14 protein-coding genes are annotated in these 16,360 nt (G+C 57.7%); 3 read left to right on the top strand and 11 right to left on the bottom strand.

From position 1 onward, the window contains the following. Positions 1 to 41 precede the first annotated feature (41 nt). The 3 genes from KEHDKFFH_RS13630 to ntrC all read left to right on the top strand — a co-directional run bounded on the left by KEHDKFFH_RS13630 (position 42) and on the right by ntrC (position 3,339). A complete protein-coding gene (locus KEHDKFFH_RS13630) occupies positions 42 to 566 on the top strand; it encodes a DUF4124 domain-containing protein (protein WP_104322401.1) in 525 nt (174 codons plus the stop codon). Positions 567 to 820: 254 nt separating this feature from the next. After that, positions 821 to 1,915 (top strand): nitrogen regulation protein NR(II), encoded by a 1,095-nt coding sequence (glnL, locus tag KEHDKFFH_RS13625; protein ID WP_104322445.1) that lies wholly within the window; start codon positions 821 to 823, stop codon positions 1,913 to 1,915. After that, positions 1,912 to 3,339, top strand: coding sequence for a nitrogen regulation protein NR(I) (gene ntrC / locus KEHDKFFH_RS13620; protein ID WP_104322400.1), 1,428 nt, complete (start codon positions 1,912 to 1,914; stop codon positions 3,337 to 3,339). Before glnL ends, ntrC begins: the two co-directional genes overlap by 4 nt. A gap of 83 nt (positions 3,340 to 3,422) precedes the next feature. Here the strand turns inward: ntrC and KEHDKFFH_RS13615 are convergent, their stop codons facing one another. The 11 genes from KEHDKFFH_RS13615 to KEHDKFFH_RS13560 all read right to left on the bottom strand — a co-directional run bounded on the left by KEHDKFFH_RS13615 (position 3,423) and on the right by KEHDKFFH_RS13560 (position 16,360). After that, positions 3,423 to 7,475, bottom strand: a complete 4,053-nt coding sequence (locus KEHDKFFH_RS13615) for a DUF6701 domain-containing protein (RefSeq protein WP_422385694.1) — start codon at positions 7,473 to 7,475, stop codon at positions 3,423 to 3,425. Between the two features lie 393 nt (positions 7,476 to 7,868). Further along, positions 7,869 to 8,651, bottom strand: a complete 783-nt coding sequence (locus KEHDKFFH_RS13605) for a PulJ/GspJ family protein (RefSeq protein ID WP_104322397.1) — start codon at positions 8,649 to 8,651, stop codon at positions 7,869 to 7,871. Then, positions 8,651 to 9,205 carry a prepilin-type N-terminal cleavage/methylation domain-containing protein gene (locus tag KEHDKFFH_RS13600; RefSeq protein WP_146084209.1) on the bottom strand — a complete coding sequence of 185 codons (555 nt, stop codon included), beginning with the start codon at positions 9,203 to 9,205 and terminating at the stop codon, positions 8,651 to 8,653. The genes KEHDKFFH_RS13605 and KEHDKFFH_RS13600 overlap by 1 nt, the downstream gene beginning before the upstream one ends. Continuing rightward, on the bottom strand, positions 9,163 to 9,615 hold the full coding sequence (locus KEHDKFFH_RS13595) for a pilus assembly FimT family protein (RefSeq protein WP_104322396.1): 453 nt from the start codon (positions 9,613 to 9,615) through the stop codon (positions 9,163 to 9,165). Before KEHDKFFH_RS13595 ends, KEHDKFFH_RS13600 begins: the two co-directional genes overlap by 43 nt. A 125-nt stretch (positions 9,616 to 9,740) precedes the next feature. Continuing rightward, a complete protein-coding gene (locus tag KEHDKFFH_RS13590; RefSeq protein WP_104322395.1) occupies positions 9,741 to 10,202 on the bottom strand; it encodes a type II secretion system protein in 462 nt (153 codons plus the stop codon). A gap of 41 nt (positions 10,203 to 10,243) precedes the next feature. Further along, positions 10,244 to 10,756, bottom strand: a complete 513-nt coding sequence (locus KEHDKFFH_RS13585; protein ID WP_104322394.1) for a type II secretion system protein — start codon at positions 10,754 to 10,756, stop codon at positions 10,244 to 10,246. Between the two features lie 36 nt (positions 10,757 to 10,792). Continuing rightward, positions 10,793 to 11,374, bottom strand: a complete 582-nt coding sequence (locus KEHDKFFH_RS13580) for a hypothetical protein (RefSeq protein WP_104322393.1) — start codon at positions 11,372 to 11,374, stop codon at positions 10,793 to 10,795. Next, entirely contained in the window at positions 11,375 to 12,604 is a 1,230-nt protein-coding gene (locus KEHDKFFH_RS13575; RefSeq protein ID WP_104322392.1) for a type II secretion system F family protein, read from the bottom strand. After that, entirely contained in the window at positions 12,604 to 14,373 is a 1,770-nt protein-coding gene (locus KEHDKFFH_RS13570; RefSeq protein WP_104322391.1) for a GspE/PulE family protein, read from the bottom strand. The genes KEHDKFFH_RS13575 and KEHDKFFH_RS13570 overlap by 1 nt, the downstream gene beginning before the upstream one ends. After that, on the bottom strand, positions 14,373 to 15,524 hold the full coding sequence (locus KEHDKFFH_RS13565) for an MSHA biogenesis protein MshN (protein WP_104322390.1): 1,152 nt from the start codon (positions 15,522 to 15,524) through the stop codon (positions 14,373 to 14,375). Before KEHDKFFH_RS13565 ends, KEHDKFFH_RS13570 begins: the two co-directional genes overlap by 1 nt. Beyond that, entirely contained in the window at positions 15,521 to 16,360 is an 840-nt protein-coding gene (locus tag KEHDKFFH_RS13560; RefSeq protein ID WP_104322389.1) for an ExeA family protein, read from the bottom strand. Before KEHDKFFH_RS13560 ends, KEHDKFFH_RS13565 begins: the two co-directional genes overlap by 4 nt.

Here is a 16,360-nt window from a genome sequence, read left to right as displayed (position 1 = left end):
GCGCCGCCGATAATCGGGGAAACCCAATAGCAGGTGAGCTTATGAATCCAAAGTATGGATTGGTTACCGGCCTTCTGTTTTTTCTGGCAATTCCGGTTTCTGCCGAGGTATACCGCAACGTCGATTCTTACGGCAACGTCACCTACTCTGACGAGCCCAGCGAAGGTTCTGAAACGGTCGATGTAAAGCCGGTCACGACGATCACACTGCCCAAGCCAGAGGTAGTTCAGGAAACCGAAAAGCTGCGTGAAGAGGTTCAGCGAGAGGGTGCGGTTTACGAAAGTGTCTCCTTCGCCTATCCGGATAACAACCAGGCGTTCCACAGTGGTAGCGGCGACATCCAGTTCGAGGTACGCAGCACCCCTGCCCTCCAGCCCGGCCACAAATACGAAGTAACACTGGACGGACAGCCCGTGGGGCAGAGCACGTCCGGCTCAATGACCGTCAACAACGTTTTCCGTGGAACCCACGAAGCCCGCGTTCATATCGTGGATGAAAACGGGGTTCAGGTGAAAACCGGCTCGCCGGTTACCTTCACCGTCCATCGCCCTTCCGCCCTAAACTAGCCAAGCCAACCAAATAGATCGCACTATTTTGGTGCGCTCGCACCAGAAAAAAGCCATACTCTGATCAGCAACGGGGCGCATTTTCCCAACTGATCAGAGGCTTTCTTTGCACTTGCACCAGCTTACGGCACTTTTCAGCGCCAATACGCCCTTCTGCCCGCACTTTGCCCACTCATTCATGAATCTGGCTCAAAGTGGTTCGCTTTTTGCAAAACTCCGGAGGTCACACTATGTCGAACCAACGGGATTCACGCATGGCACTGCCTTCGGCCCATCAAACTGGCTACAAGAACATTCTCGACAGCCTGACTACGGCGGTCCTGGTGCTCGAAGATAACCTGACCATCCGGTATCTCAACCCGGCCGCCGAAAGCCTGTTCGAAACCAGCATGACCCGAAGCCAGGGCCAGCCCTTCCAGGACATCCTGGTCGAATCCGAAGACGCTCTGAAAACGCTTTTTGCCGCCGTCCGTAACGGCCAGTCCTACACTCGCCGCGAAGCCGAGTTTCTGCTCACCAGCGGTTCCCGACTCACGGTGGATTATTCCGTAACGCCCATCAGCCTGGAACCAACGGAACTGCTGATCGAAATTCAGCCACGGGACAGGCTAATGCGGATCAGCCGGGAGGAGGACATTATCTCCCAGCAGGAGACCACCCGCATTCTGGTTCGTGGCATGGCCCACGAGATCAAGAATCCGCTGGGTGGCATACGGGGTGCAGCGCAGCTTCTCGACCGGGAACTCAATAGCGAAGACCAGCGGGAATACACCCGGGTTATCATTGACGAGGCGGACCGCCTCAGAAGCCTGGTTGACAGGATGCTCGGCCCGAACAAGGCGCTCAAGCTTGCGCCAACTAACATCCATGAAATCCTCGAACGAGTGGGTACGCTGCTCGAGGCTGAGAGCAAAGGTCGGCTGCATTTCAGCCGGGATTACGACCCCAGTATTCCCGAGTTCCGGGGCGACAAGGAGCAGCTCATTCAGGCGTTCCTGAATATTGCCCGCAATGCCATGGAAGCAGCATTCGAGAACCAGGGCGGTCACAGTTCCGAGGAGCCGCCGACGATCACCTTCCGCACACGCACCCTGCGCCAGTTCACGATAGGCAACCGACGCCATCGTCTGGTGTGCCGGGTCGACGTTATTGATAACGGCCCCGGCATACCGCCGGAGCTTCTGCAGAATATTTTCTATCCGATGATCAGTGGCCGTGCCAGCGGCACCGGCCTGGGCCTCTCCATTACCCAGAGCATCATCGGCCAACACCATGGACTGGTTGAATGCGAGAGCGAACCAGGCCGAACCGACTTCATCATCTTCCTGCCTCTGGAGGACACCCCATGAGCCAACCGGCAAACGTCTGGATCATAGACGACGACCGCAGTATTCGCTGGGTGCTGGAGCGCGCCCTTAACCAGGCCGGTATGCAGCCCCGAGTTTTTGACAGTGGTGAAAGCATCATGATGCGGCTGGAACACGAACAGCCGGATGCCATCGTAAGCGATATCCGGATGCCTGGGGTCGACGGCATCACCCTGCTTTCCCAGATCGTGGACGTTCACCCGGACGTACCAGTCATCATCATGACCGCGCACTCGGATCTGGAAAGCGCGGTGACCAGCTACCAGACCGGCGCGTTCGAATACCTTCCGAAACCGTTCGATGTGGATGATGCGGTAGCGCTGGTGAAACGGGCCATTGCCCACAGCCACGAAAAGCGCGCCAGTGCTGAGCCCCAGGCCGAGATGGCCCAGCGTAACGCCGAAATTATCGGTGAAGCGCCAGCCATGCAGGAAGTTTTCCGGGCCATTGGCCGGCTTTCCCACTCCAACATTACCGTGCTGATCAACGGCGAGAGCGGCACGGGCAAGGAATTGGTGGCCCAGGCACTGCACAACCACAGCCCCAGGGCAAACCACCCGTTCATCGCCCTGAACATGGCCGCTATTCCAAAGGATCTGATTGAATCCGAACTGTTTGGCCACGAAAAAGGCGCCTTTACCGGCGCCGGTGCCGCCCGCCAGGGCCGCTTCGAGCAGGCCAACGGCGGCACCCTGTTCCTGGATGAAATTGGTGATATGCCCGCCGACACCCAGACCCGACTGTTGCGGGTTCTGGCCGATGGCGAGTTCTACCGGGTGGGTGGCACCACGCCGATCAAGGTGGACGTACGTATCATCGCTGCAACCCACCAGGATCTGGAAAAACTGGTGCAGGCCGGCAGCTTCCGGGAAGACCTCTTCCACCGCCTGAACGTTATTCGGGTGCACCTGCCCAAGCTGGCCGAGCGCCGGGAAGACATCCCGCGACTGATGCAGCATTTTCTGAAACGGGCCGCGAAAGAGCTCGCCGTAGAGCCCAAGATCCTGCGCGAAGAGGCCGAAGAATACCTCACCACCCTGCCCTGGCCCGGCAACGTCCGCCAGCTGGAAAATACCTGCCGCTGGCTGACCGTGATGGCCAGTGGCCGCGAGATCCACATTGATGACCTGCCCCCGGAGCTTCTGCACCAGGCAGAGGCACCGACCACCGGGACAACCTGGCAGGAAGGCCTGAAAAACTGGGCCGAACAGGAACTCAAGCGGGGCAAGAAAGGCATTCTCGATACGGCCGTGCCCGAGTTCGAGAAAATCATGATCGAAACAGCTCTGAAGCACACCGGCGGCCGCCGCCGTGATGCCTCGATTCTGCTGGGTTGGGGGCGAAACACGCTGACCCGGAAGATCAACGAACTGGGGATGGATCACCCGGAACACGAAGACGACTGACGATTGGCGGACCGCCGGGGTTCGTTGATGTTTTGGGGCCAGATGGAACTTTCATCTGGCCCTTTTTTTGTTTGCAGGTGGGGTCAGTTCAGGACTTCCTGCCAGTAGATAATGCGGTCGTTGCCACGGTAAACGCCGAAAGTTGCCAACCCCGAAGGATTGACCAGATCATTCGGCTGGCCATCATCCCAAAAGTCCTTCAACCAGTCAGGGACTGCCATTTCCACAACGATACCCCGATTTCCCGGTGCCTCTGATTTGCCCTCACCGGGTGCTGAAAGTATCAACCTGTCGCCGGGCAAAACCGAGCCTTCCTGCGTTTGGCCATCAACCACTGCCGACACACTGGTATCCCCGTCGCTGAGTGCCGAACCGGAAAAATCCAGATCTGTATCGCCAGGCAGATTGAACACCCAGCAGCTCTCATCCGCATTGGTGACAAACCGGTTGCCGTCAAAATATTGGGCAAACATTGGAACCGTCAGCGGCAGGGTTTCCGGGCCGAACGCATTTTCAAGAGCAATCCGCCCATAACGCAAATCAAATCCGAAGTTCGGCTGCAAAGACAGGGCAGGCTGAGTAGAACTGATGCCATCCATATCAGTCACGCCATTGAGCGCAATCCGATAGTCTGGAACGAATGGAGCCACGCGAGCCGTGGGCTCTTTCAGATAGCGGAGTGCATCCCCGCCATTGAAGGTAAATCGCATCACTCCCGGAGCAAATACCGAACGAGCCATCGGATCAAGCGTTGCACTCACCGGAAGCAGCGCTCCCCCAGTACCTGAGGCTACCTCGTCTGTAACGGCCGGCAGCCGGTCGATCCCGGTGCTGTCCAACCTCAGAAAACTGCCCAATGTATAATTTCGGGTTACCGTTCCTCCAACCGCAAGAGCCTCGACCTCAAGCAGAGGTTCCGAACCGGGTGACCAGCCAAGATCTTGGCCGATGTAGGCAAAGCTGTTTGCGACTGAGCAGTAGGCTTCCGCGTCGCCGGCATCGACGATTTGCATGTCAAAGTCTGCCGGTGCAAACCGACCGACGTTGGCAACCGCGTTTCCGACAACATCCTCAGTGCCAAGGTAAGCCCCGCTTATAAGGGATGGCTCCAGGCTGATAATGCCAACCTCTGGCCAATTAAATTCGCCGCACGCCGAACCCGCCTGGGCCGTGTCACCATTGCAGTCCTCGCCAAACATCCCGAACGCTCCACCAATGGGTGGCAAGAATCCACCAACAGGAGCCACCAATGAAGGTGTGAGCGCGACACTTTCCGGCGCGGACTCTCTGCCAAAATTTGGCGTAATCTCATCGTCCACATTCCTCGCCGAGACCGTCACTGGAAAGGGCTCTCCCGCGCTACGGAACACGTTCCCCTCTGCCACACCCGTAGCAGCCGGATTTCCCGAGATATCGAGACTGAAATAGGCCGGCCTGGCAACGAAGCTTCCGTTACCGGTCATCACGAGCCCTTCGCTCTCTTCACTGCCCTCATGGCGTGCATTGAGGGTAATTCGTCCAACATCGGGATATCTGAGCTCAAAGTCGGCCACACCAACACTATCGAATTCAAGGCTTCGTGTACTTCCGGGGGCGGATGCTGCAAGTGCGCTGCCATCGACGGAAACAGCCAGGGTTCCGCTGGATGGGTTGCTGTATTGAGACCACAGAGAAACCTCTTTTGTCTCATCAGAGAAACCGGGCACGCAACGCTCGCTTTCATCGTCCTTGCGAACAGCCGCGATGCTTCCACTGACCAGCGAGCCGGAGACATGATCCGGCACGTCAACCACGAAGCCGGAATCAAGGAACGTAAGCTCACAGGTCTCCACACCACCGCTGAAACAACGCGTGGGGTTCTGAGCAGATGGGGCGACGCTTGCCCCCAGTGTGACTGTGTTTGGTTGGGTGACGTTTAACTGGACATCGGTCTGACCAGTAAACGTCACCGGATTAGGCACCCAGTTATTCGCGGGTGAACTGAATGCCACCTCCACGGGATCAGCGAACAGCGTTGAACAATCCTCGTTAGCACAGGCCTCGACAGTTACTTCCGCCGGAGAGCAAGTAAGTCCCTGTCCGGGATGAGTCAGACGGATATGATTGGGGCCGAAGCCGGAACAGGGAAACGCGCGATTCATTTCAGCCATGATCTCCGCTTCGGTGAGAGCAACCCCGAAAATACGGAATTCATCAATGCCACCCTGCCAGCGCTGCCCCTTGGCGCCGAAACCGACCTCAAGCCTTTCCACACCGGCGAGGGCCCCTGTTCCCCCGGTGCCCTGAGTACCGGACGTGCCGACTTGGGAACCATCGACAAACACTTTGATTTCACCATCGGTAGTCCAGGTCATGGCTATATGCTGCCACTGATTCTGGACCATCTGACCAGAGACTGTCTCGACCTGACGACACTCCTGGTTCAGATCACATTCGTCAGTGAACACACTGGCTTTGATGACATTGCTGCCGTCGCCAAAAAAACCCTGAGTGTCGTATCGGAGTCCAAGACGGTTATCCCTGCCTCCACTGGGATCATCGGTAAAGAAAATCCCCCTGTCGTTCCCTGACAGCGAGGCTGTGTTGTATACCCAGGCCATGACAGTGATCGCTTCCAGACCATTGATGTAATCGCCGGCGTCGGCATCAATGATTCGATCGTTCGAGCCGTCAAAGTCGCCGTAGCGGCAGGTTCCGGGATTTCCCGGAATTGCGGGGCTTTCTATCGACGTTGCTAACCCGCCAAACGACGTGCCGTGGCGATTATTGCCGCTGGTATCAAGAATTTCACCAGCCGTGCCGTTCAGGCCCGTCTGCTCCATCCGATACTCCAACAAGGGTCCGGGCGAGCAACGAACAACATCCCTCCAACGGGCGCCTAAAGCCACCTGGCCAATTTCAAAGGCATCGCTTCCAGACAAATTCTCCGAGCGGAAGCCGACAGTGGAAACATCACTGACCCGGTTGTTGTTTGGCGAGACGTTTCTCTCGGCGGACGGACTGGATGGTGGGTTCACATCACATTCGGGGTTGACCCAGAGCTTCGCGTTACTGAAATAGTTATTCGTGCCCTTCGAATACTGGGCAACCAGGAGGTAGGTCTCGCCGGGCACAATCTCGGTCGAGTAGTCAGCATTCTGATCCAGCCGCACAAAGAAGTCGTCGGTACCGGAGCCGCCCTCGTTCACTTTCAATCCGAACTGTGGCGATGCCCCGAACGATGGTCGCTCTATCCAGAATCCAACAAAATCATTGTTGGTGGGATCCCCGGTGAAACGAACCAGCATACTCAGGAACAGGGTGTCACCGCTGAACGTTTCATTCAGAGCCCGGGAGGCAATTTCGTCGTTGTTACCGACGATTTCAAGGGTGGTGGCTGAACGGATCCTTCGCCCTTCCGAATCCACAAACTCCAGAGGATCGGCACTGGTATCGATGATGGACTGGCCCGCGACACCCTGCCAGGGGCCGCCCCAGTTTGAACCACCGTTATTACCGGCGACCGAAGCACCTGGTTGGTAGGACTCGAAATTGTCGAAGACGGCCAGGTTGCCAGCGAGTGGAATCTCACATAATCCCTCAAGACGCTCCTCATCCAACCATTGGGGAGGTGCATCTATCGGGTTATTGCCAATACTGATGGCTCCGCCTGCGGCCAGAGAGCCGGAGAAGAGGTTATTATTGGCCACGCTGATTGATCCGGCCGCATAGATGAAGCCATTTACCGCTATTCTCTTATCGGCAGCGTTTGAATTCGTTGGTGCCGAAAAGGACCCGCTCACAATAATAAGAAGTTGACTGGGCTCGCCCGCCTGATTGACCTTGACCCCCTCGCCGAACGTAAGGTCACCGTCCACAAAGAGGGTTACTTCTGCACCGGGGGCCAGCTCAAGGGAATAGTTCGTTAGTGTGGTTCCCTCAAATACGTACTCACCCGAATCCAACTGTCCGCCGCTTGCAGGCCATGCCTCTGCACCCAAAGTCCTTCCAGTGAGATCCAGTCCGTCAGCACCAAGATTCGGGTTTATATTATCAGTGATGCCCTGCGGAAATATCTCACCGCACTGAGCCGCAAGAGCGAGTGAAGGTAAACAAAAGAGACTCAGCGTAAGGAGCACAATAATTCGTAAAGGCATCATCACTGAACTCGCACCTCCACAGTTCTGGTTGCAGCGTCTGCTCCATTCCCGCAGGAACCAGTGCTGGCCAATGTGAATACTCCACTGGCACTATCGAATGCACAATCAAATGTTGCCGAGCAATCAGCAAGGCCGGAAGAGCTGAATGCGGTCACTGGCGAGGGACAGGAGGGTGTAATTCCATTATCGATTTCGTCAAAAATAGACTGTATCCGTACCTGAGCCCCACTCTCGGCCGCAAAAAACGCCCTCTGCGACTGAATCTGCAAACTCACAGCCTCACCTGTGCTCTGCTGCAGTTGAGCCATCCCGAAGACCAGCAACGCCAGCACGGTGATGACGAAGAGCGCGATCGGCAGACCTGCGCCCTTTTGGTTTCGGAGACAGCCGTTAAGGGACATTTCTTACCTGTACCTCCTGACTGACAAGCGTTGTTTCGCCACTTTGCGGATCCACCAGCTGAAAGGCAAAACTGACCACCGCTGCCCGCTGCAAAGACGCCGGTGTAACCCTGAACTCTACCGAGCCCGGTTCGACGTTGGCACCAAGCACGGCACCGGTTCCTGATGCCATCAGGGTTGTCTGGTCTGGCTGACCGCTACCATGGGAATAGCCACTGAACCGGTACAGGCGATCGGTGTTCTGGCAGATGCTGACCCGATCACCCACCACGAAGATGCGCTTCTCTGGCGAGCGCTCTCTGAATCGATGGCTCGCTGAGAAACCAAGGGCAGTATCCCCGGCTGAAACCGGATCGATGGGCGGTGAGACCGGCCCGGGATTCGCATTGTCGTAGAGCGCAGACTGGCCCGATCCATAACCGTACACAATCGTTCTCAAGCCACCATTAATCATTCTTCCAAAGGGTGAAATCGTTACTTCATCAAAATCCGGGCCAGTCGTCAGCTGATCGTAGCGGGTTGCTGCGACAATCGGCAGCCACTCGATACATGGGCCATTGGAGCGGACAGACAAGGGAAAAGCTTCTCGAACCTCCCGGGAAATCTGCTCACTAATCACCACACTTTGCAGCGCTCTCTGCTGGCGGCTACTGACATCCAGCGCCCCCCGGGTTGAAAGCGCAACGAACTGGACTGAGATGGTTGCGACGATGGCCAGAAGCACGATCACCATCACCAGTTCAATGAGCGTAAAACCGGCGGAGCGACTCATCAGAAGTTACCCCGATAAGCGCTGAACACATAGTCCTGCCCAGAGGGGTCGGTGATGGTGATGTCTATTCGTTTGGCCTCAAAACCGCTCAGGCCCACATCTCCGCCAGCACAACTCACCGTAATGGCGACCTCGAATGCGCTGTAGCCAGCGAGTTGCTGCGCCTCGCCATTCTCAGGCGGGCTATCCTGCAGATTGTTGTAATCATCCACATCGTCGAAGGTTGCCCGGGATTCTGCGCCTTCCGGGCCCACTGAACCGCAGCCTGCTTCTACCGAGGTGACAGCTCCGCCGCCATTGGGAGAGGCCTCCGCAAAACGCCGGGCCAGGATCTCGTCCATGTAAAGCTGAGCCAGTGCCACAGCCCGGGTCTGGTTAAGCGGATCGGCACTGCGCCCGGCAATGAGGGAGAACGCGCCGACAACGCCGGCAATGGCAACACTGATAATGACAATCGTCATTATCAGCTCCACGAGGGTTGCTCCATGCTGACCATGACCACCGCGCAGCCTCAACAGCCACCTCCATAAACCGCGCCAAGGGAACTCAGGCATACGGTAAAGGTGCTGTCGCCAGAAAAAGTAAAAAGGACATCGCCTGATGTATCAGGGCGCCCCAGATCATTAAAACTAATAGGGAAAGATGCACCGGAAACCGAAAGTCCGGTGCCATTCCGGCTCATTCGGAACTCACGTTCTGAAGGCGTACCCGGCCCCACTGTGAACACAAAATCATCGGCGCCCTGGGTTACCGAGAGTGAACCGGCCTCATTCCCCGCCAGCGCTGCCTGTTGGGCAAGCAGCGTGACGGAGGCAAGTTGCTGGATTGCCAGCAGAGGGGAGAAGGCAGAGCGGCTGGCGAACAGGCCAATGCCCAGAGCTGAAAGGACTCCGATCAGGGTGATGACCATTACTAGCTCAACGAGGGTAAAACCCGAGTCTCTCGGGGCGTTATTAATCCTCATGCCCCCTCCAAACTTTCCGAAATGTAGGTCGGGTTAGCTGAGCGTAACCCGACGCATTTACAACATGGTTATCTTTGTCGGATTACGCTTCGCTAATCCGACCTACACTACTGCACCTTTATGCCTTAGCAACTTCCGTCTGTTACACCAGCTATACCACTGATAGTCGGTGCGCCGTCAGCTGCTGCAGGGGTGTAAGAAAACGAACACGTGCCGACAGTAATCGTCACTGCGGCATCATCGACGATCGGATCAGGCGTTATATTAAACTCCTCGCTTAATTGGGCAGCTTCAACGATGCTACTGGCGTTAGGATAACCGTTAAGTAGTGTAATTGTTTCGCCTTCCAGCGTGATATCCCCATTCTGAACGTTACTTGCGAGCCCCTTGGAGTAGGCAATTGAGCTTGCAGACCTAACTGCACCCAACGCGCCTTGAATACTTGAATAGCGTGCATTCCCTCCCAAGTCCGCAAACCTCGGCAAAGCAAACGCCGCCAGAATCCCCAGAATCACAATCACCATAACCAGTTCGATCAGGGTGAAACCTTTCTCTTTTCTTGCTGCAATGGCTGTCATCGCTTTCATAGTACTACTCCGTTTTTGTCGCCAGTTGGCTTTCAGATTGATTAGTTAATCGTTGTGTTTATTTCGCCAGTATCCGCGTCATACTCGATGCTGCTGCCCTGATTGTCTGCCTGATAGGTGAACACACAATCACCGTTATCGATGGTAATCAGATATTCGGGCGTGCCAGCGGTACCCACAGTCGGTGCATTTGACTGCAACACGCCCAGCCAGACTTCCTGACACTTGGTCGCGTTCATGGCAGTTGTTGTGTCATCTGAATCAACGGATGTTGGCCAGCCATCATCACTGACATCCACATTGTCGTTACCAAAGCCCACCACATTCGTTTCCGCCGCGGTGAAGCCGTTGGATACCCACTGGGTTTTTGCCAGGGCCACACCCGCTGCCAGAGCCCCCGCAGTTGCCCGAATACTGGACTGATGCGCCTGCTCGGAAAGCTGAGCAAATCGTGGCAATGCAAACGCTGCTAAAATCGCAAGTATGGCAATGACAACCACCAGCTCAATGAGGGTGAAACCCTGCTGTTTTTTCGTTCTCGTATCCCGCTTCATAGCATTGGCCTCTTTACGGTTTCTTCATCCGTCTGGTCAGCGTTGCGCATCCTGCGTTTGCGCTGCTTCTTCTGTCAACGACACCGGGGCCAGTTTTAACCCCGTCAGCCGTTCTTCCTGCTCCCGCGCACCATTCCCGTTGCGGTCTGCAAATTCCGTTGTCACTGCCCAGGCCAGAGGCTGCTCTTCATTGGTTTGCCGACTGTCTATGGTTATCGGCTGCCCTGGGTTATAAATTAACCAGCCTTTGGGCCCGTTTTCTGTTTCTTTTTGTTCGCCAACCCGGAAACACCAGGTTGCTGGAGCCAGTTGTTCGGGCTGGCATCGCCCTGCGTAATTGCCCCACTGGTGTTCCACCAGCTCAAACGGGTTGATGCCCCGGTGCTCAGCAAGACGGCCGTCACGGCTCAGCATCACCTCAGCGCCCTTGATCACCAGGGCCGATCTCAGTTGGCTTATCACCATATTTGCGGCCCGCTCTTCGGCATTTCGGGTTTCCCGTTCCAGTACACCGAGCAGGAACCACAACAGAACAGCCAGCGCGATCACCGCTACCGCCAGACGAAACTTGCGGGAAAGCGCGAACCCGCTGACGTCCGACAACCTTGCCGCTGGCACTCAGCCCCGCCCCATGGCGGCGGCCCCCAGGTCCCAGATCGGGAGGAACACGCCCAGTGCCAGAATCAATACCAGGATGCCCATGGCCACAATCAGTATCGGTTCAATCGACTCCGCCAACCTTTTGAGGCCGTAATCCACATCCTCATCGTAAAAATCCGCCACGTTGTTGAGCATGTCGTCCACGGAACCGGTTTCCTCGCCCACGGCAATCATCTGCAGAATCAGCGGGGTGAACATCTCACTATGTCTGGCTGTTCTGAGCAGGCTCTCGCCCCGCTCAATGCCGGCCCGCATATCTTTAATATGAGTCGAGATCCAGGCGTTATCCGTTGTGTCAGCCACCACGGTTAACGCGGTCGTTACGGGCATGCCGGCGGACAACATGGTAGCGAAATTCCTCGCAAACCGACTGAGCGTGATCAATTCCAGCAGCGGTCCGATAATCGGCAACCTGAGTTTGTATCGGTCCCAGGTCAGCCGGCCCTGTTCAGTCTGTTTCCACTGCCGCAGCAACAGCCCACCAGCGGCGACCGCAAACAGCATCACGTACCAGTAGGCCAGGAGGAAATTGGAGGTGCCAACCAATACCTGGGTCAGGAACGGCAGGTCGGCCCCCAGCTTGTTAAACACTGACGCGAATTTCGGGATAACCAGAAAATTCACGACCATCAGGGCCGATAACAGGGCAATGATGACGAAGGTCGGGTAACGCATGGCCTGTTTGAGACGCCGCTTGGTATCCCGCTCCAGCTCCAGGATTTCTGACAGGCGCCGGAAGGCGTCGTCCAGCATCCCGGTGTTCTCACCCACATGGATCATGGCGATGAACAGCTCGGAGAAGACCTTGGGATGTGCCTGCATGGCCGTCGCCATGGTGGTGCCGCCCTCAAGCCGGGTGGTCACATCTTCCAGCACTTCCGCCAGAACCGGTGAGCGGGTGGTTTCCGCCAGGCCGCGCATGGTTCGGATCAGGGGGATGCCGGCCTTGGTCAGCGCATGCATCTGGCGGCAGAAAACAATCAGCTCATCGAGGGTGACCTTCTTGCGGAAGATCGGCAGGCGATTCAATCGATCAATGACCGATTCCGTTTCCTGCACCTCCCGGATGGCAAGCGGGGTAATACCCCGGCGCATCAGTTCAGTGGCCGCGGCATCGGCATTCGGTGCGCCCAGCAAGCCCTGCTGGACACTGCCACGACCATCCTTGCCCCGGTAGCTGAACTGCATCAGGCACCTCCCCCAACAGGTTCATCTGGCATGGGGATCTCATCGTCTGGGGAGAATTCGCCTTCTGAGGTAGCTGCCACCCTCGCCACTTCTTCCAGCGTGGTGGTGCCCTGTAACGCAAAATCCATGGCGCACTGACCCAGCGGCCGATACAGGGGGCTCAGACGGGCCGCTTTGGTGAACTCCGAGACATCCTGACGGCGCAGGGCATCCAGCATGGCCTCGTTCATTTCCAGCATTTCGTAGACGCCAATCCGGCCCTTGTAGCCGGTGTTGCTGCACTGGTAGCAGCCACGGCCATGCACGAACCCGGCTTCCATATCCAGGGGATCCAGATCAAAGCTGCGCAGCCAGACCAGCTCCTGCTCCGTGGGCTCGTAGGCCTCGGCGCAGTTATCACAGACGCGCCTTACCAAACGCTGGGCAACAACGCCGAGAAGGGAGCTGGCCACCAGGAACGGTTCCGCGCCCATATCAATCAGCCGCATCGCACTGCTTATGGAGTCGTTGGTGTGAAGGGTGGAGAGCACCAGGTGGCCGGTCATGGCCGCTCGCAGGCCAATTTCCACGGTCTCGCGGTCCCGCATTTCGCCCACCAGGATCACGTCCGGGTCCTGTCGCAGGGCAGCCCGAAGTACATTGGCAAACTCCAGACCGATTTTCGGGTTCACCTGTACCTGGGTAATCCGGGGCAGACGGTATTCCACCGGGTCCTCGGCGGTGATGATCTTCACTTCAGGGCGATTCAGTTCCGTCAAGGCACCATAGAGCGTGGTGGTTTTACCGCTACCCGTGGGGCCGGTCACCAGGATCATGCCGTGGGGCTTTTTGATCATCCGGCGGAACCGTTCCAGCAACTGGGCCGGCATCCCGGTGCCGTCGAGGTTCAGCATACCCTGGCTCTGGTCCAGCAGACGCATGACCACCGATTCGCCGTATTGAACCGGCATGGTGGACACCCGCACATCGATACTGCGGCCCTTAACCCGAACATTGAAGCGCCCGTCCTGGGGCATTCGCTTCTCGGAGATATTCAGGCCGGCCATCAGCTTCAGGCGCAGGACCAGCGCGGCATTGACCCGCTTCTCCTTCATCACCTGTTCCTGGAGCACGCCATCCACCCGCTGCCGGATGCGGACGACCGTCTCGTCCGGCTCGATGTGAATGTCCGAACTGCGGGCCTGGACGGCGTCCTCGAACAGTGTTTGCAGCAGCTTGACCACCGGCGCCTCAGCGCTTTCGGATTCGGCGGACAGATCCGCCAGGTCGAAGGCATCGTCGCCCAGTTCGTCTTCCAGCTCTTCCGCCAACGACGCGATCTCATCGGTCCGCCGGTATACCAGATCCAGGGTGCTCAGCAGCTCGCTTTCCCGCACCACCGCCTGTTTGATGGGCTGCTTGAGAATGCGGACCAGCTCATCGTAGGCAAAGATGTCGAGAGGGTCGGCCATGCCCACCAGCAATTCGCCGCCATGCTCCGCCAGCACGATGCTGCGGAACCGACGGGCCATGGCTTCCGGGAGTTTTTTCACCAGCTCGTTGTTGAACTGGTAGTGGCGCAACTGCACAAAGGGCACATCCAGCTGGCGGGACAGGATATTGAGCAGACTGTCCTCGTCCACGTAGCCAAGATCGGTCAGTGTCCGACCAAGCTTGCGGCCCGTGCTTTTCTGCTCGCGCAGGGCGGTCATCAACTGTTGCTCAGTAATGACATCATTCTGAACAAGCAGGTCGCCTAACCGGACTTTCTTTTTCGGCTCTGTCGTCATCATCCCGCCTGCAAAGCTTTCAGTCGTTCACGAACATAATCCGCCAGGGACGGCGAAAGCCCGGGTAGCTGGGCAGCCTGGCTGTAGGCCCGGACCGCACTGTTGATCTCGCCCCCCGTCTCCAGAGCAATCGCCAGGCCCACCCACCAAGCAGCGCGGCTGTCGTCCTGTGCAATCAGGGCGGACCAGTGCCTGGCCGCGTCGGTATTGCGGCCCGCCTGCTGCAGCAGAGTCGCCAGGGTTACCCGATACTCGGCGTTCTGGTTTACAGCCGGCACATTGTTCTCAAGGGTGGCGAGTGCTTCCGACAGCCCGCCCTTGGCGTGAAGCGCCCTGGCTCTGAGCAGGCGCAGCCCCGCATCGCTGTCCGTCACCGATACCGGAAGCCACGCCAATGCCCGGTCCGGCATTCCCTGCACCAGCATCTGACGGGCGAAGACTTCCCGGCTGGCTATCGCAGCCTGGGTGGCTGCCAGTTCCTGCAACCTCTGTTCGGCTTCTCGGGTTTCACCGCTTCGGAGTAATGACGACAAATCCCGGCTGACTCGTCGGTCAATAGCTTCCGGCGTCTCTCGAACCTGCTTCACCGTCGGCGTTGGCGCCTCGGCTTCCTGGGCTGGCTTGTTCTCTGCGACCACCGGCTTACTGGCGGCGGTTTCTTGCTCGGCGGCCTCGACTATCACTGGTTCGGGCCTTGGTTCCGGCTCACGCAGCTTGGTCACTTTCTGGGTCACTTCCTGTGCTTTTGGTTCGGGCGGGGCGGCCGCGTCGGGCTCAGGGACTGGTGGCGGTTCGCTGACCGGCTCATTCCCAACCGGGGAAGCCACTGGCTCCGCGACAACTTGCCTGACGTCCGCCGATTGCGAATCAACCGGGGTGTTCCCGCTCCCGGCATTCCCACTAGCGTTCGACTCTGAAACGGTTTCAGACGCGGGCCTGGTGTTTACCTGGGTCGACATTGCTTCACCACTGTCCCGAGTCATGAACCAGAACACTGAGGCGCCAATCAAGACTGCCGCCAGCAGTACCAGTACCCATAATCCATAGCGACGGTGCCCCGCTGGCTGCGAATGCCCTGCATAGGCCACAGCCACTTCCGGCCGATTCTGTCGCTGTTCTGCGGCACGCAGGGCATCGTTCAGGAGGCTCATAACCACCTCCCGATCAGGCCAGGCGAGCGCACGCTCTCGGTATCGCGGATAGCCTGCAGGGCATGGCCTCGCTCAATAAGACGGTCGCCCCTGCCCCATGCCGCCAGCATGGATTTATGGGCAAGAATATTAACCAGCCTGGGGATACCACCGGAGGCCCGGGTAATCAGGCGCAGGGCAGCCGGGGCAAACAGATCTGCGCCGTTATAGCCGGCCCGGGCCAGGCGGTGGCGCAAATACTGGGCCACCGAGTTGCGGTCCAGCGGAGCAAGCCGATAATGGAAAGTGATGCGCTGGTTCAGTTGGCGCAGGCTCTGCTTCCGGAGCAACACATCCAGCTCAGGTTGGCCAAACAGGACCACCTGCAGCAGCCGGACACGCTCGGTCTCGAGGTTCGTCAGCAGGCGTAGCGCCTCAATAGTCTCCTCCGGCATCGCCTGGGCCTCATCAATCACCAGGACAACGGGCTTCTGCTCCATGGCATGGGCGATCAACTTTTCATTGATGGCCTTGAGAACCTGGTGGGCATTGGCGCAGCCAGACATATCGACACCCAGCTCTTCAGCCACGGCTTCGTACAGGGTATCCGGAGTAAGGTGTGGGTTCGGAATATAGGCGGTGTGCGCAATCTGCTCGAGTTCGTTGAGCAAGAGCCGGCACAACAGGGTTTTGCCTGTGCCCACCTCTCCGGAGATCTTGATAAAGCCCTCCCGCTCTTTCAATGCCACCAACAACAGTTCCAGCGCATCGCCATGGCTGGGCGCCCGCAGAAAATAACGGGTGTTGGGCGTCAGTGCGAACGGTGCTTCCTGCAGTCCGAAATGGGCTTCGTACAT

The organism is Marinobacter maroccanus (assembly GCF_002933275.1).
In the GTDB taxonomy this organism is placed as follows: domain Bacteria; phylum Pseudomonadota; class Gammaproteobacteria; order Pseudomonadales; family Oleiphilaceae; genus Marinobacter; species Marinobacter maroccanus.
This window is presented reverse-complemented; position numbering and strand designations above follow the sequence as displayed.